At 66.3% G+C, this 23,614-nt stretch carries 19 protein-coding genes; 13 read left to right on the top strand and 6 right to left on the bottom strand.

Annotated elements, in window-relative coordinates:
* Positions 1–6: 6 nt before the first annotated feature.
* Positions 7–873, top strand: a complete 867-nt coding sequence (locus ACO06P_RS13285; protein ID WP_420345718.1) for an inositol monophosphatase family protein — start codon at positions 7–9, stop codon at positions 871–873.
* Positions 874–1,147: 274 nt separating this feature from the next.
* Positions 1,148–1,669, top strand: coding sequence for a hypothetical protein (locus tag ACO06P_RS13280; protein WP_420345717.1), 522 nt, complete (start codon positions 1,148–1,150; stop codon positions 1,667–1,669).
* Positions 1,670–1,765: 96 nt separating this feature from the next.
* Here the strand turns inward: ACO06P_RS13280 and acnA are convergent, their stop codons facing one another.
* The 4 genes from acnA to ACO06P_RS13260 all read right to left on the bottom strand — a co-directional run bounded on the left by acnA (position 1,766) and on the right by ACO06P_RS13260 (position 7,758).
* Positions 1,766–4,450, bottom strand: a complete 2,685-nt coding sequence (gene acnA / locus ACO06P_RS13275; RefSeq protein ID WP_420345716.1) for an aconitate hydratase AcnA — start codon at positions 4,448–4,450, stop codon at positions 1,766–1,768.
* A gap of 433 nt (positions 4,451–4,883) precedes the next feature.
* Entirely contained in the window at positions 4,884–5,708 is an 825-nt protein-coding gene (locus tag ACO06P_RS13270) for an alpha/beta fold hydrolase (RefSeq protein ID WP_420345715.1), read from the bottom strand.
* An 11-nt stretch (positions 5,709–5,719) separates the two neighbouring features.
* Entirely contained in the window at positions 5,720–6,610 is an 891-nt protein-coding gene (ppk2, locus tag ACO06P_RS13265; RefSeq protein ID WP_420345714.1) for a polyphosphate kinase 2, read from the bottom strand.
* A gap of 266 nt (positions 6,611–6,876) precedes the next feature.
* Complete coding sequence (locus ACO06P_RS13260) at positions 6,877–7,758, bottom strand: LysR family transcriptional regulator (protein ID WP_420345713.1); 882 nt, start codon at positions 7,756–7,758, stop codon at positions 6,877–6,879.
* 258 nt (positions 7,759–8,016) lie between these two features.
* Here ACO06P_RS13260 and mmsA point away from each other — a divergent pair, with 258 nt between their 5' ends.
* From mmsA to ACO06P_RS13220, 8 genes are all read left to right on the top strand, one after another.
* Positions 8,017–9,516 (top strand): CoA-acylating methylmalonate-semialdehyde dehydrogenase, encoded by a 1,500-nt coding sequence (mmsA, locus tag ACO06P_RS13255; protein WP_420345712.1) that lies wholly within the window; start codon positions 8,017–8,019, stop codon positions 9,514–9,516.
* A 337-nt stretch (positions 9,517–9,853) separates the two neighbouring features.
* The gene (locus ACO06P_RS13250; RefSeq protein WP_420345711.1) at positions 9,854–11,827 is read left to right on the top strand and encodes an AMP-binding protein; all 1,974 of its coding nucleotides are present in this window, start codon (positions 9,854–9,856) and stop codon (positions 11,825–11,827) included.
* Positions 11,828–11,889: 62 nt separating this feature from the next.
* Positions 11,890–12,675, top strand: a complete 786-nt coding sequence (locus ACO06P_RS13245; RefSeq protein WP_420349635.1) for an ABC transporter ATP-binding protein — start codon at positions 11,890–11,892, stop codon at positions 12,673–12,675.
* 29 nt (positions 12,676–12,704) lie between these two features.
* A complete protein-coding gene (locus tag ACO06P_RS13240; RefSeq protein ID WP_420345710.1) occupies positions 12,705–13,721 on the top strand; it encodes a branched-chain amino acid ABC transporter permease in 1,017 nt (338 codons plus the stop codon).
* 15 nt (positions 13,722–13,736) lie between these two features.
* Positions 13,737–14,816 carry a branched-chain amino acid ABC transporter permease gene (locus ACO06P_RS13235; protein WP_420345709.1) on the top strand — a complete coding sequence of 360 codons (1,080 nt, stop codon included), beginning with the start codon at positions 13,737–13,739 and terminating at the stop codon, positions 14,814–14,816.
* Between the two features lie 125 nt (positions 14,817–14,941).
* A complete protein-coding gene (locus ACO06P_RS13230) occupies positions 14,942–16,252 on the top strand; it encodes an ABC transporter substrate-binding protein (protein ID WP_420345708.1) in 1,311 nt (436 codons plus the stop codon).
* A 187-nt stretch (positions 16,253–16,439) separates the two neighbouring features.
* Positions 16,440–17,285, top strand: coding sequence for an ABC transporter ATP-binding protein (locus ACO06P_RS13225; RefSeq protein WP_420349634.1), 846 nt, complete (start codon positions 16,440–16,442; stop codon positions 17,283–17,285).
* Positions 17,286–17,480: 195 nt separating this feature from the next.
* Entirely contained in the window at positions 17,481–18,716 is a 1,236-nt protein-coding gene (locus tag ACO06P_RS13220) for a phenylacetate--CoA ligase family protein (RefSeq protein ID WP_420345707.1), read from the top strand.
* Between the two features lie 504 nt (positions 18,717–19,220).
* On the opposite strand, the gene ACO06P_RS13215 is transcribed toward ACO06P_RS13220, so the two are convergent.
* Positions 19,221–20,297 (bottom strand): sensor histidine kinase, encoded by a 1,077-nt coding sequence (locus ACO06P_RS13215; RefSeq protein WP_420345706.1) that lies wholly within the window; start codon positions 20,295–20,297, stop codon positions 19,221–19,223.
* Entirely contained in the window at positions 20,294–21,136 is an 843-nt protein-coding gene (locus ACO06P_RS13210; protein WP_420345705.1) for a response regulator, read from the bottom strand. Before ACO06P_RS13210 ends, ACO06P_RS13215 begins: the two co-directional genes overlap by 4 nt.
* A 251-nt stretch (positions 21,137–21,387) precedes the next feature.
* On the opposite strand from ACO06P_RS13210, the gene ccmA reads away from it, so the two are divergent.
* From ccmA to ACO06P_RS13195, 3 genes are read left to right on the top strand one after another with little or no spacing between them, the layout of a single operon-like run.
* Complete coding sequence (ccmA, locus tag ACO06P_RS13205) at positions 21,388–22,080, top strand: heme ABC exporter ATP-binding protein CcmA (protein WP_420345704.1); 693 nt, start codon at positions 21,388–21,390, stop codon at positions 22,078–22,080.
* Positions 22,077–22,742 (top strand): heme exporter protein CcmB, encoded by a 666-nt coding sequence (gene ccmB, locus ACO06P_RS13200; RefSeq protein WP_420345703.1) that lies wholly within the window; start codon positions 22,077–22,079, stop codon positions 22,740–22,742. Before ccmA ends, ccmB begins: the two co-directional genes overlap by 4 nt.
* Positions 22,743–22,786: 44 nt before the next feature.
* Entirely contained in the window at positions 22,787–23,509 is a 723-nt protein-coding gene (locus tag ACO06P_RS13195; protein WP_420345702.1) for a heme ABC transporter permease, read from the top strand.
* Positions 23,510–23,614 lie beyond the last annotated feature (105 nt).

Raw genomic sequence — 23,614 nt, 5'->3', positions numbered from 1 at the left:
GACGCGATGATGGATGCCCTGGCCCAAGACCCTTCGGCCCTGACGCGCCGGCAGGAGGACGCCCTGATCGCCCTGGTGCGCGACGTTGCGAAGGCGGAGATCCTGCCGCGCTTCCGCCGCCTGGCCACGGATGATATCCGCGCCAAGACCGCGCCCGACGATCTCGTCACCGAGGCCGACCTGGCCGCCGAGGCTGCGATCACGGCGGGCGTGCGGGAAATCCTGCCGGCGGCGGCGGTCATCGGCGAGGAGGCGGTCTCGGCCGATCCGTCCCTGCTGAACGGGATCGGCAGCGGTCTGGCCGTCATCCTCGATCCCATCGACGGCACCTGGAACTTCGCCAACGGCCTCGCCGTCTTCGGCGTCATCCTCGCCGTGGCGGTGGAGGGCGAGACGGTCTTCGGCCTGCTCTACGATCCCCTGCTCGACGACTGGGTGCTGGCCCGCAAGGGCGGCGGCGCCTGGTTCTGCCGGGCGGACGAGGACCCTCTCCGGCTTTCGGTCGGAACCGCCGTCGCGCCGGAGGAGATGACCGGCTTCGTCCCGCTCTTCACCTTCCCGCGTGCCCGCAGGCCCGCCATTGCCGAGGCCATGACCGGCTTCCGCCGGGCGCCCTCCCTGCGCTGCTCCTGCCACGAATACCGCCTGCTCGCCCAGGGCCGCGCCGACTTCATCGTCAATGCCCAGTTGAACGCCTGGGACCACGCCGCCGGCGTGCTCGCGGTGCAGGAGGCCGGAGGCCATGCCGAACTGATCGACGGCCGCCCTTACGACTGCCGCCTGACCGAGGGCAACCTGCTGGTCGCGAAGACGGAGGCCTCTATCGACGCGCTGCGCGGGCGCTTCGCCGGCCCGCTGGGCGCTGCTGGCTGACCCGGGACCTCGCGCGGCCAAAGGGCGGCGGTGGTCCTGCCAGAATGGGCGACCTTCACAAGGCAGCGTCTGACGCTCGTCTTGTTTGCGAACACAGAACAAGAAAGGCCCCCGTCGCCGGTAGGGGCCTTTGTTTTTGCGGCGAATGATTTGTGTGTTCCCGGCGGCAATGCTCTTCCTAGTATTTTGGTAATGTGGCCAAGGTCGCCGTCCGATCAGCCGGTGAGGACGCGTGAAACCCTTCAGCGAATTGCGCAGGTAGCTAGATCGAGTTATGCGGAGGGTGATCGTCACAGGGGCAAACGGGGTCGGTAAGAGCCATGTTGCAGCCCGGCTGGGTGAGGCCCGCCCGGATGTGCCGGTTGTCTCCTTTGATGCGATAAAACTGACGAGCGGCTGGATGCAAAGACCGAGAGCCGAGATCGATGCGGCCCTGGCGCGCGTCATCGAAGCGGAGGCCTGGATACTGGAAGGCGGCCCAAGCCTTCTTTCTCAAGCCCTGGCGAAAGCAGATTCTGTCATCTGGCTCGATCCCCCGGAGCTTGTGAGAGCCTGGCGTCTTATCGCCCGGCCCTGGCGCAATCTCGGCAAGACACGGCCGGAACTGCCGCCCGGCAACAGGGATTGGCCCTTTGAGCAGTACCGCTTTGCGGTGCACAGTCTCAAGAACCGCTCGAAGTTTCGGAACGGCATCTCCACAGCGCTTGCCGACGCCGAGGCCTTGCGCGTGTGGCATTGTGTGAACCAAAGGGATATCGACGCGGCCGTCGACGAATGGTCTCGTGCTGTCGGTTAGGGTTCGAACAGAAGCTCAGGATTGATGTTCGCCGATAAAAAAGGCCCCTGCTTTCAGCAGGGGCCTTTGTCGTTGCGGCTGATGGGGTGAAGCGCGTCACGCCGCCTTCATCAGGTTCCTGAGCACGTAGTGCAGAATGCCGCCGTTCTTGTAGTACTCGACCTCGTCGGCGGTATCGATGCGGCAGAGCAGGGGCACGGTCTCGCTGCTGCCGTCCGGGCGGTGGATGGTCAGCTCCAGGTCCATCCGCGGGGTGATGCCGGCGGCCACGCCGGAGACGTCGAAGGTCTCCTGGCCGGTCAGGTTCAGGGACTTGCGGGTGACGCCGTCCTTGAACTGCAGCGGCAGCACGCCCATGCCGACGAGGTTGGAGCGGTGGATGCGCTCGAAGCTCTCGACGATGACCGCCTTCACGCCCAGGAGGCGGGTGCCCTTGGCGGCCCAGTCGCGCGAGGATCCGGTGCCGTACTCCTTGCCGCCAATCACCACCAGGGGCACGCCCTCGTCGGCGTACTTCATGGCCGCATCGTAGATCGGCATGACCGCGCCGTCGGGCATGTGCTTGGTGTAGCCGCCCTCCTTGCCGTCGGCCATTTCGTTCTTGATGCGGATGTTGGCGAAGGTGCCGCGCATCATCACCTGGTGATTGCCGCGCCGCGCGCCGTAGGAGTTGAACTCGATGGGCCGCACCTGATGCTCGATCAGGTACTCGCCCGCCGGGCTTTCCTTCTTGATGGCGCCGGCCGGGGAGATGTGATCGGTGGTGATCGAGTCGCCCAGCATGGCCAGGGCCCGCGCGCCGGCGATGTCGCCCATCGCTTCCGGCTCGGCCTTCATCTCCTCGAAGAAGGGCGGGTACTGCACGTAGGTGCTGCCGTCGTTCCACATGTAGGTCATGCCGGAGCCGGAGTCGATCTCGCGCCATTCCTCCGGACCCTCGAAGACGTTGGCATAGCGCGCCTTGAACATCTCCGGCGTCAGCACGTCGCCGATGACCTGCTCGATCTCCTTGTTGCTCGGCCAGATATCCTTCAGGAAGACCGGCTCGCCGTCGCTGCCGGTGCCGAGCGGGTCGTTCAGCAGATCGACCTTGAGGGAGCCGGCCAGGGCATAGGCCACCACCAGCGGCGGCGAGGCCAGGTAGTTCAGCTTCACCATCGGGTGGACGCGGCCCTCGAAGTTGCGGTTGCCGGAAAGCACCGCGGCGACCGAGACGTTACCCTTGTCGATGGCCTCGCTGATCGCCGGCTCCAGCGGGCCGGAGTTGCCGATGCAGGTGGTGCAGCCGTAGCCCACGAGATCGAAGCCCAGGGCATCCAGTTCCTTCTGCAGGCCGGCGGCCTCCAGATAGTCGGTCACCACCTGGCTGCCGGGGGCGAGCGAGGTCTTCACCCAGGGCTTGGTCATCAGGCCCTTTTCCCGTGCCTTCTTGGCCAGCAGGCCGGCGCCCACCAGCACCGAGGGGTTGGAGGTGTTGGTGCAGGACGTGATGGCGGCGATCACCACGTCGGCGGGTTCGATGCTGTCGTCGCTGCCGGCGATGGGGGTCGCGGTGCCGCTGCCCATGTCGGTCAGCGCCTGCTCGGCGGAGCCGGAAACGCCGGAGAGCGGCACCCGGTCCTGCGGGCGCTTGGGGCCGGCGAGGCTCGGCTCCACGGTGCCGAGGTCGAGCTCCAGGGTGTCGGTGAAGACCGGGTCGGGCGTCGAGGCGTCGCGCCACATGCCCTGCGCCTTGGCGTAGGCCTCCACCAGGGCGACCCGCTCCGGGTCGCGGCCGGTAAAGGTCAGGTAGCGAATGGTCTCCTCGTCCACCGGGAAGATGCCGCAGGTGGCGCCGTATTCCGGGGCCATGTTGCCGATTGTCGCCTGGTCGGCCAGGGTCAGGTGGTCGAGGCCGGGGCCGTAGAACTCGACGAACTTGCCGACCACGCCCTTGGCGCGCAGCATCTGCACCACGGTCAGCACCAGGTCGGTGGCGGTGGTGCCTTCCTTAAGCGCCCCGGTCAGCTTGAAGCCGATGACCTCGGGGATCAGCATGGAAACCGGCTGGCCCAGCATCGCGGCCTCGGCCTCGATGCCGCCAACGCCCCATCCCAGGACGGAGAGGCCGTTGACCATGGTCGTGTGGCTGTCGGTGCCCACCAGGGTGTCGGGGTAGGCCACGGTCTTGCCGTCCTCCTCCTTGGTCCAGACCACCTGGGCGAGGTTTTCCAGGTTCACCTGGTGGCAGATGCCGGTGCCCGGCGGGACGACCCGGAAGTTGTCGAAGGCGCTCTGGCCCCAGCGCAGGAAGGCGTAGCGCTCGCCATTGCGCTCGAACTCCATCTCCACGTTCTTCTTGAAGGCATCGGGGGTGCCGAAGCTGTCGACCATGACCGAGTGGTCGATCACCAGGTCGACGGGGGAGAGCGGATTGATCTTCTTGGGGTCGCCGCCCAGCTTGGTCAGCGCCTCGCGCATGGCGGCGAGGTCGACAACGGCGGGCACGCCGGTGAAGTCCTGCAGCAGCACGCGGGCCGGGCGATAGGCGATCTCGCGGTCGGAGCGCTTGTCCTTCAGCCAGGCGCCGACGGCCTTGATGTCGTCGACGGTGACCGAGTTGCCGTCCTCGAAGCGCAGCAGGTTCTCCAGCAGCACCTTCATGGAATAGGGCAGGCGCGAGACGTCGCCCAGTTCCGAGCCCGGTTCGGAGGCGGCGGCCTCCAGGCTGTAATAGCTGTAGGTCTTGCCGCCGACCGTCAGGTCGCGGCGGGTGTTCAGGGTATCTTTGCTGGCTGGCATGAGGCTCTCTCCTTTGCCGGTCTTTGGCGCCGGTTCTGTCGCGGCGCGTCTGGTTGGGCCATACCCTCGACAGGGCCTTTCCGACCATTTCAGGCGGCCTGCTATCAAGCCGGGGGAAGGGAAAAGCTATCGAGGACATGCCCCGCGACCGGTTGCGACCGCTCCGCGGGAGCTCACGTATCGGGATACAGCGCTAACATAGTCATCGCGGCCCGGATGTCCATGAGAATCGGGGGAAATCGCCGGGAAATCCGGGCGTTTCCGGTCGCCGTCCCGGCGCAGGCCGCGGGTTGTGAAGAGGTTAGCAGAAGGCCCTTGCCATCCGGTTACCGGCTCCGCCGGGAAAGGCTCTTGCCCACGGGAAGTCCTGTCAGGACACCCCGGTTGCGCGAATGCTGAGCCGTCGTGATCGCCGCTGGGTTTGCTGAGGCCGCTAACCCAGCGCCTCCACGAAGGCGCGGACCGCCATGATCACGCGCTCGCCCGCTTCCAGGTGCGGGGCATGGCCGCAGGCCGGGAGCAGATGGGTTTTGACAGGGCCGGCGACGCGCCCGGCGATTGCCTCGACCTGGGCCGGTGAGCCGTAGGCGTCGTCGGCGCCCTGGATGACCAGGGTGGGAGCAATGATGCGCGCGAGATCGGTGCGCATCTCGCAGCCGTCGAAGCCCGGCCGCAGCCAGGTCTGCGCCCAGGCGCGCCAGAGATCCTCCGTCTTGTCGCCGTGGTACTTCGCGAGGCGCCTTCTTAGCGCCGTGGCGCCGGGTTCGGTATCGGCGGCGCGGATGCCGGCCAGGGTGATCTCCTCCACCATCACATGGGGCGCCAGGGCGATGCAGGCGGCGGGCGCCTGCGGAAAGGCGGCGGCGAACATCAGCGCGATGGTGGCGCCGTCGGAGTGGCCCAGCAGCAGCGGCTGCGCGACGCCGGCGGCCGCCAGAACCGCGGGCAGTACGGTTTCGGCCTCTTGGCGCAGATAGCCGTTGGCCCGGGGCAGGGTGAGGGGTGCCGATCCGCCGTGTCCCTGGCGCTCGTAGATCAGCGCCGGCAGGCCGAGGCCAACGGCGAGGTCTTCGGGAAAGCCTTTCCACTGGCCGATAGAGCCCAGCGCCTCGTGCAGGAAGACCAAGGTTGGTGAATTGGGCGGGGCGCCAACCGGCGCCGTCCGGGGCATGAGGCGCCGTGCCGCGAGACGCAGGCCGCCGGAATCCAGCACCAGGTCTTCGCGTTGCAGCGCGCCCGACAGGCTATCCGGGGACACGCCGTTGGGCTCTAGTAGACCTCCGGCACATAGAGCTCCTTCGGCAGGACGGTGCGCTCGTAGTCCGGGTTGAAAACCCGCTCCGGCAGCACGACGGGTTCGTGGGGCACCTCTTCGTAGGGCACCTGCGACAGCAGGTGATGGATACAGTTGAGGCGGGCGCGCTTCTTGTCGTTGCCCTCGACGATGGACCAGGTCGCTTCGGGGATGTTGGTCCGCCGCAGCATCTCCTCCTTGACCTTGGTGTAGTCCTCCCAGCGGACGCGGGACTGCAGGTCCATGGGGCTCAGCTTCCACTGCTTGATGGGATCGTGAACGCGCATCAGGAAGCGCAGCTGCTGTTCCTGGTCGGTGATGGAAAACCAGTACTTCACCAGCTTGATGCCGGAACGCACCAGCATGCGCTCGAATTCAGGCACGTCGTTGAAGAACTCCTCCACCTGGGCCTCGCTGGCAAAGTCCATGACCCGCTCGACGCCCGCCCGGTTGTACCAGGAGCGGTCGAAGAGCACGATCTCCCCGGCGCTCGGCAGGTGCGGGACGTAGCGCTGGAAGTACCACTGGTGCTTCTCGCGCTCGCTCGGCGCGGGCAGCGCGACAGTGCGGCAGACCCGTGGATTCAGGCGCTGGGTGACCCGCTTGATCACCCCGCCCTTGCCGGCGGCATCGCGCCCCTCGAAGATCACCAGCAGCTTGTAGTTCGTGTGCACGACCCAGTCCTGCAGCTTGACCAGCTCGGCCTGCAGCTTGAGAAGCTCGCGGAAGTAGGTGCGGCGGTCGAGTGCCGACTTGTGCCGCAGGGTGGAGATCTGGCGCAGCTCCTTGCTGACGCGCTGGTCGTCGATCTCCATCTCCAGCTCTTCGTCGAAACTGTCCTCCAGCTCCGCATCCACCCAACTCACCTCATGGCCGGGTTTCCCTGGGCCGGGTTTCTCTGGAGAAGGCGTTTCTGCCGCGGTTTCAGACTGGGGTTTCTGCAGGTCGCTGCTCATGGTGCTGGTTCGTCTCTCTTTTTTGGCCGGAACGGGCCGTCGTCTTCATGGCCGCCGTCTTCATGAAAGACTGCACGCTACAGCGGGTTTCTGACAACCGTATTGACCTGCCGCAAGGCAGGCAGCGGCGCCGGAGGGCCTTAGGAGCCTCCAAATAACCGGGCCGCCAGAAGCGGTCAGAAGATGTCCCGGTTCTCGCGGACCTCGGCCTTGATGAAGTCCACCGTTTCGCGGATGCGGCGCAGGGAGGCGGTGTTCTCGTGGCTGACGATCCAGAAGGTGCGGGTGAGGGAGAAGGTCTTGCGCAGCACCGGTTGCAGGCCGCTTTGCTCGCCAGCCAGGAAATCCGGCAGGATGCAGATCCCGGCCCCCGCCAGGGTGGCGTTCAACTGGGCGATGAGATTTGTGGAGGAGATCTGCGGCACCACCTTGCGCCCCAGGATCGGCATGTAGTCCAGCTTGGGATCGAAGATCAGGTCGGAGATGTAGCCGATCATGCTGTGCTGTTTCAGGTCCTCCAGCTGCTGCAGCGGCGGGCTTTCCTTCAGATAGTCGCCGGTGGCGTAGAGATGCAGCTGATAGTCGGTCAGCTTGACGACCCGCAGGCGGCCGGACTTGGGCCGGGTGATGGCGATGCTGACGTCGGCCTCGCGCTTCGACAGGCTGAAGATCCGCGGCATGGCCACCAGCTGCAGCTCCAGCTTCGGGTGGCGGCGGGCCAGCTTGTGGATGCGCGGCGCCAGAAAGAAGGAGCCGAAGCCGTCCGGCGCGCCCAGGCGCACCACGCCCTCCAGCGACTCGTCGCGGCCCTGGACCTGGGCCTGGGCTTCCAGGGTTGAGGTCTCCATGGCCTCGGCGGCGGGCAGCAGGCGCTGGCCCACCTCGGTGAGGCTGTAACCCTTGGGATTGCGGTCGAACAGACGGGCGTCCAGCGCGCTCTCCAGCGCTCGGATGCGCCGCGCCACGGTGGCGTTGTCGACCTTCAGGCCCTTGGCAGCGGTGGTGAGCTGGCCCGAACGGGCGACCGCCAAGAAGAACTTCAGATCATCCCAGCGCACACGCGGTTCCTCTTGTCCATGTCTTTTCTTGGCCCGTTTCGGCTGTCCGGCGGGCGGCGCTGTCGTCGCGGCGGCCCCTGTGATAAAGTGCATTCTTGCTGCTATGCTCCGCCTCTCATTGCAGAAATGCAAAATGAAAATGACATTTTGGCGGTTTTGAGCGGCCTTCGAATGTAATAACCACTACAGTTGCTGAGACTCAGACGAAATCTTTGGGACGAAAGAGCCCAAACGCGCGAAAGAAAAAGGGCTGGCGGGATGCAGGAACTCACACACTTCATTGGCGGACAGCACGTCAAGGGAACAAGCGGCCGCACGGCCGAGGTGTTCAATCCGGCAACCGGCGAGGCGGAAAAACTTGTGCCCCTGGCCAGCGCGTCGGAACTGGCCGCGGCGGTTGCCAATGCCCGCGAGGCTCAGCCGGCCTGGGCGGCAACCAATCCGCAGCGCCGCGCGCGGGTGCTGGTGAAGTTCGTTGAATTGCTGCACCGCGACATGGACAAGCTGGCCGAGGCGCTGTCGCGCGAGCACGGCAAGACCCTGCCGGACGCCAAGGGCGACATCATCCGCGGTCTGGAGGTGGCGGAATTCTGTTTCGGCGCGCCGCACCTGCTGAAGGGCGAGTACACCACCAACGCCGGGCCGGGCATCGACATGTATTCCCTGCGCCAGCCGCTTGGTGTGGTCGCCGGCATCACGCCGTTCAATTTCCCGGCGATGATCCCGATGTGGAAGTTCTGCCCGGCGATCGCCGCCGGTAACGCCTTTATCCTCAAACCCTCCGAGCGTGACCCCCTGGTGCCGCTGATGCTCGCGGAACTGATGATGGAGGCGGGTCTGCCGGCGGGCATCCTGAACGTCGTGAACGGCGACAAGGAAGCGGTGGACGCCATCCTCGACCACCCGGACATCATGGCCGTCGGTTTCGTCGGCTCGACGCCGATCGCCGAGCACGTCTATTCGCGCGGCTGTGCCGCCGGCAAGCGGGTGCAGTGCTTCGGCGGCGCCAAGAACCACATGATCATCATGCCCGATGCCGATATGGACCAGGCGGTCGATGCCCTGATCGGCGCCGGCTATGGTGCGGCGGGCGAGCGCTGCATGGCCATTTCGGTCGCGGTGCCGGTCGGCGAGAAGACCGCCGACGAGCTGGTCGAACGGCTGGTGCCGCGGGTCGAGGGGCTGAAGATCGGCCCTTACACCGGCGGCGACGACGTCGACATGGGACCCCTGGTGACCGCCGCTGCGCGCGACCGGGTGAAGGGCCTTGTGGACAGCGGCGTCGCCCAGGGCGCCGAGCTGGCCGTCGACGGCCGTGGCTTTGCCATGCAGGGCTACGAGAACGGGTTTTTCGTCGGCGGTTGCCTCTTCGACAAGGTCACCACCGAGATGGACATCTACAAGGAAGAGATCTTCGGGCCGGTGCTCTCCGTCGTGCGCTCGCCCGACTACAACGACGCCCTCGACCTCACGATGAACAATCCCTACGGCAACGGTACAGCCATCTTCACCCGCGACGGCGACACCGCCCGCGACTTCTGCGACCGGGTGAACGTCGGCATGGTCGGCGTCAACGTGCCGATCCCGGTGCCGTTGGCCTATTACACCTTCGGCGGCTGGAAGGCCTCCGGCTTCGGGGATCTGAACCAGCACGGGCCGGACAGCTTCCGCTTCTACACCCGCACCAAGACGGTGACCTCGCGCTGGCCCTCCGGCGTGAAGGAAGGGGCGAGCTTCACGATCCCGACGATGAACTGAAAACAGACGGAGAGACGACCCCGCGACGCGCTTGCGGGGCCACAGCTATGGTTCGGGGCTTCGGCCCTTAGAATGTTGATTTTTCGGTCAAAGATCGCTTAGGTAGACGACGTTTCCCGGGCGGCCAAAGGTCGCAGGCAAGCCAACAATAAGAACCGGGAAACCTGAACGGGAGGCTCAGCGGAATGATGGGAGCATCATCGTCGCTGTGCGCGGGAAAGCCGGCCCGGGAGGCCGGCCAGGGGTATGGTGCCCTCGGGTATGATCTCTGGGGCTCTGATGCCCGGATTGCTGCGCGCGGCACGACCGCCCTGTTGGCGAAAACGGGGCCTGAGACATGAGAAAGGCTGATCTGCCGCCGGCGGAGCTCGACACCTTTCCCAAGCTGCTGGAACACCATGCCGCCAAGCGGCCGGGACGCCCGGCGATCCGCGAGAAGGATTTCGGAATCTGGCAGACCCATACCTGGGGCCAGGTGGCCGATGAGGTGCGCAGCCTGGCTGCCGGCCTCGTCTCCCTGGGCGTGCAGCGCGGCGACAAGGTCGCCATCGTCGGCGACAACCGTCCGCGGCTCTACTGGACCATGACGGCGGCGCAGGCCATCGGCGCCGTTCCGGTGCCGCTCTACCAGGACTCGGTGGCCGAGGAGATGGCCTATGTCGTGGAGCACGCCGAAGCGCGCTTTGCCGTGGTCGAGGACCAGGAACAGGTCGACAAGCTGCTGGAAATCCGCGAGCGCTGCCCCGGGCTGACCCAGATCGTCTACGACGAGTCGCGCGGCATGCGCCACTACACCCAGGGCTTCCTGCACCACTTCGATGCGGTGCAGGCCGAGGGCCGCGACTATAACAAGATCCACCCGGACTTCTACGAAGAGGAGATCGCCAAGGGCAGGGGCTCGGACACCGCGATCATCCTCTACACCTCCGGCACCACCGGCAAACCCAAGGGCGTGATCCTCAGCTTCGACAACGTGCTGAAGACGGCGGCCAACGGGGTGAAGCTGGAGGCCCTGAGCGACCAGGACGAGTCGCTGGCCTATCTGCCGATGGCCTGGGTCGGCGATCATATCTTTTCCTACGCACAGAGCTACGTGGCGGGCTTCTGCGTTGCCTGCCCGGAATCCAGCGCCACGGTCATGCATGACATGCGCGAACTGGGGCCGACCTACTTCTTCGCGCCGCCGCGGATCTTCGAGAACATCCTCACCACCGTGATGATCCGCATGGAGGATGCCGGCTGGATCAAGCGCCGGCTGTTCCATTTCTTCATGGAGGTGGCGCGGCGTTCCGGCACCGGCATTCTGGACGGCAAGCCGGTGGCGCTGGGCGACCGCCTGCTTTATGCCCTCGGTCAGATCCTGGTCTTTGGGCCCCTGAAGAACACCCTGGGCTTCACCCGCATCCGCCTCGCCTATACGGCCGGTGAAGCGATCGGCCCGGACATCTTCGACTTTTACCGCTCCCTGGGCGTGAACCTGAAACAGCTCTACGGCTCCACGGAGGCCAGCGTCTTCATCACCATCCAGCCCGACGGCGAGATCGAGGCGGACACCGTCGGCAAGCCGGCCCTGGATGTGGAGATCAAGATCGCCGACAACGGCGAGGTGATGTTCCGCGGACCCGGCGTCTTCGTCGAGTACTTCAAGAACCCGGAGGCGACGGCGGAGACCAAGACCGCCGATGGATGGGTGCACACCGGCGATGCCGGCTTCTTCGCCGACAACGGGCACCTGAAGATCATCGACCGCGCCAAGGACGTCGGCCGCCTGAACGACGGCGGTCTCTTTGCGCCCAAGTACGTCGAGAACAAGCTGAAGTTCTTCCCCGACATCAAGGAGGCGGTGGCCTTCGGCCACGAGCGTGACTACTGCACCGCCTTCATCAACATCGATCTGGTGGCGGTGGGAAGCTGGGCGGAGCGCAACAACGTGCCCTACGGCAGCTATCAGGAACTGGCGGCCAATCCCCAGGTGATCGAGACCATCAAGGGACACATCGAAAAGGTGAATCGCGACCTGGCGGCGGACCCCAAGCTCTCGGGTTCCCAGATCCGCCGCTTCCTGGTGCTGCACAAGGAACTGGACGCCGACGACGGCGAACTGACCCGCACCCGCAAGGTGCGCCGCAGCTTCATCGCCGAGCGCTACAATCCCCTGATCCAGGCGCTCTACTCCGATGCCGACAACGCGTACATCGAAACCGAGGTGACCTTCGAGGATGGCCGCAAGGGTATGATCAAGGCGGATCTTCAGGTCATCAACATCGACCTCCAGCCGGCGGTGGCGCCGGCCCTTAAGAAGGCAAGCTGATGGCGGCAGACACCCTGGCAAGCGCACCGGCCGTAGAGGCGGCGGAGCCCTCGGCACCGGCGATGCCCCAGAAGAAGATCGGCGAGACCCTGCTCCGGGTCGACAACATCACGCTCTCCTTCGGCGGCGTCAAAGCCCTGACCGATATCTCCTTCGAGATCCGTGAACACGAGATCCTGGCGATCATCGGGCCCAACGGCGCCGGCAAGACCTCGATGCTGAACGTCATCAACGGCTTCTACCACCCTCAGCAGGGCCGCATCATGTACCAGGGCGCGGAGCGGCGGGCCATGCGTCCGCATCTGGCCGCCCGCCAGGGCATCGCCCGCACCTTCCAGAACGTCGCCCTCTTCAAGGGCATGTCGACCCTGGACAACATCATGACCGGGCGCGTTCTGAAGATGAAATCCAACATCTTCCAGCAGGCGCTCTACTGGGGCGCCAACCAGCGCGAGGAGATCGCCCACCGGGAGGTGGTGGAGAAGATCATCGACTTCCTGGAGATCGAGGCGATCCGCAAGACGCCGGTTGGGCGTTTGCCCTACGGCCTGCAGAAGCGCGTCGAACTGGCGCGGGCGCTCGCCATGGAACCCACGCTGCTGCTGCTGGACGAACCCATGGCCGGCATGAACGTCGAGGAGAAGGAGGACATGTGCCGCTTCGTCCTCGACGTGAACGACGAGTTCGGCACCACCATTGCCCTGATCGAGCACGACATGGGCGTGGTCATGGACATATCCGACCGGGTCGTGGTGCTGGACTACGGCCGCAAGCTGGCCGACGGCACGCCCGACGAGGTGCGCGCCAACCAGGACGTCATCGATGCCTATCTCGGCGTCAGTCATTAGGAGGCGGCAGGCATGAGGAGGCGTCTGGCATGAACCCCACGGCTCTGCGTTTCGGCATCTGGCTCCTGATAACGCCGCTTCTGATCGCGGCCCTCGGTCTCGGCTTCAAGGGTTTGGCCGCGGTCGACTCCTCGCTGTTCTTCGCCTGGGGCTACTTCATCGAGGTGCTGATCGCCGGGTTGCTGCAGGGCGTGATGTACTCCCTGGTCGCGCTCGGCTTCGTGCTGATCTTCAAAGCCTCGGGCATCTTCAACTTCGCCCAGGGCTCCATGGTGCTCTTCGCGGCGCTGACCATGGTCGGCTTCATCGAAATGGGCCTGCACTGGACCCTGGCCTTCGTCGTCACCGCCGCGGTCATGGTGCTGCTGGCCCTGGCCATCGAGCGCGTCGTCTTGAGGCCGCTGGTGAACCAGCCGCACATCATCCTCTTCATGGCCACCATCGGCATCTTCTATTTCCTCGACGGCTTCGGGCAGACCCTCTGGGGCTCCGACGTGAAGGTGCTGGACATCGGCATCTCGAAGGCGCCGATCATCGTCGCCGAGGGGGTCTTCGAAAACGGCCTGCTGATCAACTCCTTCGATCTGGTGGCGGCCCTGGTGGGCGCTGTGCTGGTGGCGGGCCTGGCGGTCTTCTTCCAGTACACCCGGGTCGGGCGCGCGCTGCGCGCCGTGGCCGACGACCATCAGGCCGCGCTTTCCGTCGGCATCCCCCTGAAGACCATCTGGGCCATCGTCTGGTCGGTGGCCGGCATCGTCGCCCTTGTGGCGGGCATCATGTGGGGCTCCAAGGCCGGCGTGCAGTTCTCCCTCGCGCTGATCGCGCTGAAGGCGCTGCCGGTGCTGATCCTCGGCGGCTTCACCTCGATCCCCGGCGCCATCGTCGGCGGCCTCATCATCGGCGCCGGCGAGCAGCTGGCGGAGGTCTTCCTGGGGCCGATCTTCGGCGGCGCCATTCAGGACTGGTTCGCCTACATGCTGGCCCTGGTCTTCCTGCTGTTCCGGCCCCAGGGGCTGTTCGGCGAGAAGATCATCGAGCGAATATAGGAAGGGGCTGGCGCCATGCTTTACCGCGAAGCCGGACAGTTCAAGACCAGCTATGCCGCCGACCAGGCGATCTTCCCGATCCGCCAGGACCAGATCGCCATCGTGCTGATGGCCGCCATTGCCGTGCTCGGCGTTCCGGCGCTGGCCAACGAATACTTTTTGGAAACCATCTTCGTGCCCTTCCTGGTCTTCGCCATGGCGGCGCTGGGCCTCAACATCCTGACCGGCTACTGCGGCCAGCTGTCGCTGGGCACCGGCGGCTTCATGGCCTGCGGCGCCTTCTTCTCCTACAAGCTGGCGACCGCTTTCCCGGAACTGCACATCGTCATCATCTTCCTGCTGGCCGGGCTCGGCACCGCGGGGGTCGGCGTGCTCTTCGGCCTGCCCAGCCTGCGCATCAAGGGCTTTTACCTGGCGGTGGCCACGCTCGCGGCGCAGTTCTTCCTGGTCTGGATGTTCAACAAGTTCGACTGGTGGACCAACTACTCCTCCTCCGGCGTCATATCGGCGCCGCCGCGCGAGCTCTTTCCCGGCGTCTTCATCACCGGCACCCAGGCCGGGCCGGTGACCAAGTATCTCTTCCTGCTGGTCTTCGTCGCGGTCCTGGCGCTGGTCGCCAAGAACCTGGTGCGCAGCCGCATCGGCAGAACCTGGATGGCCATCCGCGACATGGACATCGCCGCAGAGATCATCGGCATCCGCCCGCTCTGGGCCAAGCTCTCGGCCTTTGCCGTCAGTTCGTTTTACATCGGCATCGCCGGCGCGCTCTGGGCCTTCGTCTATACAGGCTCTGTCGAGGCCCTGGCCTTTGAGATCAACCGCTCCTTCCAGGTGCTGTTCATGATCATCATCGGCGGGCTGGGCTCGATCCTCGGCTCCTTCCTGGGCGCCGCCTTCATCGTGCTGCTGCCGATCCTTCTGAACAACGGCATGCTGGCGATCGACCCGACGATCTCCACGGCGCTGGTGTCGCATATCGAGTTCATGATTTTCGGGGCGCTCATCGTCTTCTTCCTGATCGTCGAGCCTCACGGCCTTGCCCGGCTGTGGCAGATCGCCAAGGAGAAGCTGCGCCTCTGGCCATTCCCCTATTAGGAAACAGGGGGCAATCGGGTGATCGTGCCGGGGTCTTGGCGGGGCTTCGGCGGGAGACAAAACAAGATCCGCCGGGGCGGGAGACCATCGCCCGCTGAAAGGATAACCAAGGGAGGTTTAGACGGATGAAATTCAAGGCTCTCGGTCTGGCCGCGCTGGGCGCGGCCGCCATGGTCACGGCAACGGCCTTCACCGCCACTGCCGCCGACAAGCAGTTCGTGCCCGGGCTGATGTACCGCTCGGGTCCCTATGCGCCCAACGGCATTCCCTTCGCCAACGGCTTCAGCGACTACTTCAAGATGCGCAACGCCAAGGGCGGCATCAACGGCGTCGAGATCGAATACGAGGAATGCGACACCGCCTACAACAACGACCGCGGCGTCGAATGCTACGAGCGCCTGAAGCGTCCGGGTGCGGCGGCCATCACGCCGCTGTCGACCGGCATCACCTATGCGCTGATCGACCGCGCCACGGCCGACAAGATCCCCGTGCTCTCCATGGGCTACGGGCGCACCGCGGCCTCCGACGGCACGGTCTTCCCCTACGTCTTCACGCTGCCGGCGACCTACTGGTCGGGCGCCGACATCATCGTGAACTACATCGCGAAGAACGAGGGCGGCTACGAGAACCTCAAGGGCAAGAAGATCGCCCTGGTCTATCACGACTCGGCCTACGGCAAGGAGCCGATCGCGACCCTGGAGGCCCTGGCCGAGAAGCACGGCTTCAGCTTCCATCCCTTCCCCGTCGCCCACCCGGGCCTGGAGCAGAAGGCGACATGGCTGCAGATCGGCCGCCAGGTGCGTCCGGACTGGACCGCCATGTGGGGCTGGGGCGTGATGAACTCCACCGCCATCAAGGAAGCGGCAGCCGTCGGCTATCCCATGGACCGCTTCATCGGCATCTGGTGGTCCGGCTCCGAGCAGGACGTGACGCCTGCGGGCGCCCAGGCGGTCGGCTACAAGTCGCTGAACTTCCACGGCACCGGCACCGAGTATCCGGCGATCCAGGACATCCTGAGTCTGGTCCACGATGCCGGCAACGGCACCGGCCCGCGTGAGGAAGTCGGCACCGTGCTCTACAACCGCGGCGTCATGAACGCGGCGGTGATCGCCGAGGCGATTCACACCGCCCAGGGCATGCACGGCCAGACGCCGCTCACCGGCGAGCAGATCCGCGACGGCTTCGAAGCGCTCAACATCGACGAAGCGCGTCTCGAGGCTATGGGCCTGGCCGGCTTCATGGAGTCCATCCAGATCACCTGCGCCGATCACGAGGGCACGGGCCGTGCCTTCGTGCAGCAGTGGGACGGTTCCAACTGGACCCCGGTTTCCGACTGGGTCGAGCCCAACCGTTCCGGCCTGCTGCGGCCGATGATCGAACAGGCGGCGGCCGACTATGCGGCCGAAAAGGGGATCACGCCCCGTGCCTGCAACTAGGGGCCTGCAGTTAAACGCCGGCACCGAGGAGTCGGCACCTGACCCCTGCGCCTGAAGGCGGAGGGCCTGGAAGATGAGCGGGGGCGGCCGTCGCTGGCTGTCCCCCGCCAGCTTCTCGCGGCATGGCGGCGCGAAAGCCCGCGACCGCGATACCGACGGAGCAAAGCAGGAGGTCTCTGACAGCACCATGAGCGAAGCCCTGGACCTGCAGACCGCCGCCGCCCCGGAAGCGGCGCAGGCGGTTCTGACGGTGAACAACATCGAGGTCATCTACGACCACGTGATCCTGGTGCTGAAGGGGGTCTCGCTGGAGGTGCCGCGCGGCGGCATCGTTGCCCTGCTCGGCGCCAACGGCGCCGGCAAGACCACCACCCTGAAGGCGATCTCCAACCTGCTGCGTGCCGAGCGCGGCGAGGTGACCAAGGGCTCCATCGAATTCGAGGGCGCGCGGGTCGACGCCCTGACGCCCAACGATCTGGTGAAGTCCGGCGTCGTCCAGGTGATGGAGGGGCGCCACTGTTTCGAGCATCTGACCATCGAAGAGAATCTCATGACCGGCGCCTATACCCGCAGCGACGGGCGCGCCGCCGTCGCCGAGGACCTGGAGATGGTCTACAGCTACTTCCCGCGCCTGAAGGAGCGGCGCGGCTCCATGGCCGGCTACACCTCCGGCGGCGAGCAGCAGATGTGCGCCATCGGCCGTGCGCTGATGAGCCGGCCCAAGATGATCCTGCTGGACGAACCCTCCATGGGCCTCGCCCCGCAGCTCGTCGAAGGCATCTTCGAGACGGTGAAGCGGCTGAACGAGGAGGAGGGCGTCTCCTTCCTGCTGGCCGAGCAGAACACCAACGTGGCGCTGAAGTATGCGCGCTACGGCTATATTCTTGAGAGCGGCCGCGTGGTGCTGGACGGCGATGCCGAGAAGCTGCGCGAGAACGAGGACGTGAAGGAGTTCTACCTCGGCCTCTCCGCCTCGGGCCGCAAGTCCTACCGCGACGTCAAGCACTACAAGCGCCGCAAGCGCTGGCTATAGAGTTGTGAGAAGGATAAGCGGCGCCCCCCAACGTCACCCTTCGAGACGCGGTCCTGCGGACCGCTCCCCAGGGTGAGGCAACATCTTGGAGTAATTGACCTCATGCTGAGGAGCCCCACGGGAACTGAATGGGCGTCTCGAAGCACGAGGTCAATTGTTGATCCGATGTACCCTACAGCTTTCTAGAGCAAGGCGATGGAACACTTCGACGATCTCGAGACCCGCAGTGCGGAGGCGCGGGAGGCGGCGCTGATGGCGGCGCTGCCCGACGTTGTGGCGCGAGCCCAGGAGAAGACCGCCGGCTTTGGCGAGATCCTGGCCGGGGTCGATGCGGCGGAGGTCACCGACCGTGCCGCGCTGGCGGCGCTGCCGGTGACCCGCAAGGCCGACCTGATCGAGCGGCAGAAGGCGGCGCCGCCCTTCGGCGGCCTGGCCGCCCTGGCGCCGGGGGAGGCCGCGCACCTCTTCGCCTCGCCGGGGCCGATCTACGAGTTCGAAGGGCCGCGCCAGGGTTTCTGGCGCCTGGAGCGCGCGCTCTTCGCCGCCGGCTTGCGCCCCGGCGACATCGTCCACAACTGCTTTTCCTATCACCTGACGCCGGGCGGATGGATGCTGGACGGGGCCGCCCGCGGTCTGGGCTGTGCCGTCATTCCCGGCGGTGTCGGCAACAGCGAGCATCAGGTCCAGGCCATCGCCCACCTGCGTCCCTCGGCCTACATCGGAACGCCGGACTTCCTGAAAGTGCTGCTCGACAAGGGCCAGGAAATGGGTCTGGACTGCAGTTCCATCACCCGCGCACTGGTTTCCGGCGGCGCTCTCTTCCCGGAACTGCGTCAGGCCTATGCAGAGCGCGGAGTCGCCGTGCTGCAGTGCTACGCCACGGCGGACCTGGGGCTGATCGCCTACGAGTCCGAGGCGCGGGAGGGCATGATCCTGGACGAGGAAATCATCGTCGAGATCCTGCGGCCCGGCACCGGCGACCCGCTGCCGGAGGGCGAGGTGGGCGAGGTGGTGGTCACCACCCTCAACCCCGACTATCCGCTGGTGCGTTTTGCCACCGGCGACCTCTCTGCGATCCTGCCGGGCCAGAGCCCCTGCGGGCGCACGGCGCCGCGCATCAAGGGCTGGATGGGCCGCGCGGATCAGGCGACCAAGGTGAAAGGCATGTTCGTACAGCCGGCCCAGGTGGCCGCGGTGCTGAAGCGCCATGGCGAGATCGGCCGCGCCCGCCTCGTGGTCACCCGTGACGGCGACGCCGATGCCATGACCCTGCACTGCGAGGTGGAGACCGGCGCCGATGCCGCCCTCGTGGCCGCCATCGCCGAAAGCCTGAAGGCCTGCTGCAAGGTGACCGGCGGGGTGGAGGCGGTGGCCCCCGGCAGCCTGCCCAACGACGGCAAGGTCATCGACGACCAGCGCAGCTACGGCTGAGACGGGGACTCTGTCGGCGGTCAGGGGAGACGATGTCTCCCCCTCACCCCGACCCTCTCCCACCAGGGGAGAGGGGGATAAGAAAGATGCTGCCGCTCAACCCCTCTCCCCCTCGTGGGAGAGGCAGGGGCCCGCGCCCAAGGAGGAGTGTGCGGGAGGGTGAGGGGGGCGTGCACTGCAGGCGTCCGGTTGATCGCCCGCCGCGCCCCTTCCGGGACAGAAATCACAATCTCGCCGCATTTGCGGCCAGATCAAACCGCAATCGCTGCCTAGCTTCCTAGTCACGGAGACTTCCCCTCTCTGTGTCGAGGAGGCCAGCGATCCTCGAAATATTGCCCCAAAACGCTGGTGACTAAGAGGGGCGGCCATGTGCCCCGACCACACGTGGCCGCCCCGCACTTTTCCGAAAGCTCCACTTACGGGCGGTCTCGTACCCCACGTAGGGGCCCCAAGCCAGCGGGACCGCCCGCTTTTTCCAAAGCTTTTCCGAATGCGCGGCTTGTTCTAGCCGGCGGCTGTCTGCCGCAGATCCGCCTGCCGCAGATCCGCTGCGTCCTGATCGGGCCCGTCCTTTGCCGGCGCCTCCATTGCAAGGGCGGGGGCGACGATGCGATAGGCCGGCAGGCGCAGGGTGACCGTGGTGCCGCGGCCGAGTTCGCTCTGCAGGTCGAGGGTACCGCCGTGCAGTTCGGCGAGCGCCTTGGCCAGCGGCAGGCCGAGGCCGGTGCCCTGCTGCGCGCAGTCGTTCTCGACCTGGCCGAAGACGGAGAGCGCCAGGGGAATGTCCTCGCGGGCGATGCCGATCCCGCTGTCGATGGACTGGAACACCACGCCGCTGCCCGGCGTCGCCCAGCAGCGCAGGGTGACGCTGCCGCCGGCGGGGGTAAACTTCACCGCGTTGGACAGCAGGTTCACGAGGATCTGGACGAGGCGCCGCTTGTCGGCGCGGATAACCGGCAGATCGTCCGGCACATCGAAGCCCAGGGCCACACCGGCCTCCTGGGCGCGCACCGCCAGCAGGGCGCGCACCCGGTCAAACAGCGCCTGCGCCCCGATGTCTTGTTCCTGCAGGCTCTCGCGGCCGGACTCCACCTTGGAGAGGTCGAGGATGTCGTTGATGATTCCCAGCAGGTGCTGGCCGGACTGGCGGATGTCGGTGGCGTAGTCGCGGTACTTGGTGTTGCCCACCGGGCCCATGGCCTGCTGCTCGATCATCTCGGCAAAGCCGATGATGGCGCTCAGCGGTGTGCGCAGCTCGTGACTCATCATGGTGAGGAAGGCCGACTTCGCCTCGCTGGCGCGGTCCGCCCGGGTGGCTTTGTCGCGCGCCTGGCGCAGGCTCTCCAGGGCCTCTTCAAGGCGGCGCTGCTGGACCGCCATGGCCTCCTGCACCTCGGCCGTCCGGGTGGCGTCGGCCGGTGCCTGGGCCTCGACGCTTTCCTGCCGCACCGTCAGCGCGCGCAGGGCCTCTGTCTGCCTCAGGGTGAGGACGATCTGGGCGACGATCAGCAGAACGAGCAGAGCGCCGAAGCCTGCGATCCAGGGCCAGGCGGTATCCAGCGCCATGCCCGCAGCGGTCATGAGGGAACCGGCTCCCCGTCCGCTCCGGCACCCGGGCGGGGTGCATCGGGGACTCCGATGGTCACGGCGACGTCCTGGCCGTGCTTCCAGCCCTGCTGGAACTGGCCCTGACTGACGATGCGTTCGTAATTGTCCAGCATTGCGTCGATCTCTTTGCGGTCGACGAAGCCGGTGCGGTAGACTAGGTTGCGCACGACACGTCCGAAGCGGCGGTCCTGGGCGCTGTTGGTCTTGAGATAGGTGCTCACCAGACTGACCAGATAGCCGAAGCGGTAGAAGGTATCGACCTTCTCCGTGAAGGCCTCGTCGGTTTCCTCGATGAAGGCCGCGATCAGCTCCACGGCGGCGCTTTCCTGGGCGATTTCATCGGCGGCGCCGGCGCTGTCCAGGCCGTCCTGTTCGGTGGCCAGGGATTCGAGCTCCTTGATGGCCTTCTTGCGGCGCTCGGTGCCCTCCTCCGAGGAGCCTTTGCGCGACCAGTACTGAACCCGTTCCACCAGTTCGGCCATCGGGGCCGATTTGACGAGGTAGTCGTCGCCGCCGGCGTTCAGGCACTCCAGAATGGTCTCGGGGCTGTCCAGAGCGGTCAGGAACAGGATCGGGCAGGGCCGCAGGCCCTGCATCTTGCGGATCCGCGCACAGGTCTGGATGCCGTCCAGGCGCGGCATCATGACGTCCAGGATGATGAGCTGGGGATTGACGATCTTGTGCAGCAGGCTGATGGCTTTTTCGCCATCGCTGGCATGCATCACCTTGAATCCGGCGGCTTCCAGCATCTCAGAGTAGAGACGCCGCAGTTTGTCGTTGTCTTCGGCAATGATGATCGGTCTGACAGACACGATGAAGCGGCCCCGGCGATGACGGCGTTTGGCTGGTCTTGCCAGCGTCCCACAGTGCATCGAAGAGCCTTAATTTTCCGTTTCAACTATCGCGTCTGTTTAGGATCTCCGCGGCTGAGCGCCCCCTAGGGGTGATCCCTGCCGGTGGCTTCCCCTACTGGTGGCCTCCGCAGACAATCTGCTATACCAGCCGCGGCAGCGGTGCGCCCTCTGCGGCGCCGCTGCTCTCGTCCAGGGTCTGATTCCGAGACATGACGCTCTTTGAAGGTCGAAACCTCGATTGCCGGCGCGGGGGCCGCGACGTCTTTGCCGGGCTGTCCTTCGAACTGCCTGCCGGTGGGGCGCTGCTGCTGACCGGGGCCAACGGCAGCGGCAAGTCCAGCCTGCTGCGGATGCTGGCGGGGCTGCTGCGTCCGGCCGCTGGCGCCATTCTCTGGGACGGCGAGTCGATCGCCGAAGACCCGGGCGCTCATGCCGCGCGGCTGCATTACCTGGGCCATCTCGACGCGGTGAAGCCGGTGCTGAGCGTGCGGGAGAACCTGCGGTTCTGGGCCGGCCTGCGCCAGGCCGCCGTTGGCGGCGGGGCCGGTGACGATGGGGCCGGTGCGAAGGATGCAGGGCCCGACCGGCTCGAGGCGGCGCTCGACCATTTTGCGCTGGGTGAGCTGACCGATGTACCCGGTCGGCTGCTCTCGGCCGGGCAGCGCCGCCGCCTGGCCCTGGCGCGCCTGATGGCGAACCCCGTTGCGCTCTGGCTGCTGGACGAACCCTCGGTGGGTCTCGATCATGCCTCGGTCGGCCGGCTGACCGCCGCCATCGCCGGCCACCGGGCGGGCGGCGGGTCCGTGATCGTCGCCACCCATACCGCCCTCGACCTGCCGGATGCGGTGCCGCTGCCGCTCGATGCGCTGGTGCCGCCGCCCCTGCCGGAGATGATCTGGTGAAGGGGCTCGTGCTCATGATCGGGCGGGACCTGCGCCTTGCCCTGCGCCAGAGCGCCGATGCCTGGCTCGCGGTGCTGTTCTTCGTGCTCACCGCGACGCTCTTTCCCTTCGGCGTCGGGCCCGAGGCGGCCACCCTTCGGCTGATCGCCCCCGGGGTCATCTGGGTGGTCGCCCTGCTGGCGGTGCTGCTCTCGCTGGAGCGGCTGTTTCTGGCGGACTTCGAGGACGGCAGCCTGGAACAGCTGCTGCTCTCGCCGCTGCCGCTGGAACTGGCGATTCTCGGAAAGGTTGCGGCGCACTGGCTGACCACGGGCCTGCCGCTGATCGCCGCAGCGCCGCTTCTGGCCGTGCTGTTCCATATGGAACCCGCCGGGCTGCTGACTCTTTTGCTCGCCATGCTGGTGGGCACCCCGATCCTCAGCCTGATCGGCGCCGTCGGGGCGGCTCTGACCCTGGGGGCCCGGCGCGGCGGCGTTTTGATCCCGCTGCTTGTGCTGCCGCTCTATATTCCACCCCTGATCTTCGGCGTCGGGGCCACGGAATCCGCCCTCAGCGGCCTCTCCGCCCGCCCGGACCTGCTCTTGCTCGGGGCGCTGCTGCTGGTCATGCTGCTGGTGGCGCCGCTGGCCGCCGCGGCGGCCCTGCGACAGGCGCTGGAATGATCTTCGTCAAGGCACTAGGTATAGGGAAAGCCTAGGACAGGGACATGCATCGTTTCGCCAATCCGGCCCGCTTCACGCGCATCACCGACCGCGTGCTGCCCCTCGTGGCGGTCGCGACGGCCGCCGCGCTGGGCATCGGCTTCTACCTGGCGCTCTTTGAGGCGCCGCCCGACTATCAGCAGGGTGAGAGCGTGCGGATCATGTACGTCCACGTGCCCTCGGCCTGGATGGCCATGTTCATCTACGTCGCCATCGCCGTGGCCAGTGCCGTGGCCCTGATCTGGCGTCATCCCCTGGCGGACCTGGCCGCCAAGGCTTCCTCGCCCATCGGCGCCGGATTCGCCTTTCTGACCCTGGCGACCGGCTCCCTCTGGGGGCGGCCCATGTGGGGGACCTGGTGGGAGTGGGACGGCCGGCTCACCTCCATGCTGATCCTGTTTTTCCTCTATCTCGGCCACATGGCCCTGATGAACGCCTTCGACGACCAGCAGCGCGGCTACCGCGCCGCCGCGATCCTGGCACTGGTGGGCGTCATCAACATCCCGATCATCAAGTTCTCGGTGGACTGGTGGGCGACCCTGCACCAGCCGGCCTCGGTGCTGCGTCTGGACGGACCGACCATCCACCCCTCGATGCTGTGGCCGCTGCTGATCACCGCCCTGGGCTTCAAGCTCTACTATGTGACCGTTGTCCTATTGCGGATCAAAAGCGAGTTGATTGCCGCACGGCTGCGGGCGCTCGATCTGGCCCGGCTGAAGGCGAGCTGACGGGAAGGGGGCAAAGGACTGCGGCCATAGGGATCGCGGGCACCGGAAAAGTCTGCGCTCTTCGGTCGCACTCACGCGAATGTAACTGACGCAACCGGGCAGAGA

It is taken from the genome of Pelagibius sp. (assembly GCF_965227505.1).
In the GTDB taxonomy this organism is placed as follows: Bacteria; Pseudomonadota; Alphaproteobacteria; order Kiloniellales; family Kiloniellaceae; genus Pelagibius.
This window is presented reverse-complemented; position numbering and strand designations above follow the sequence as displayed.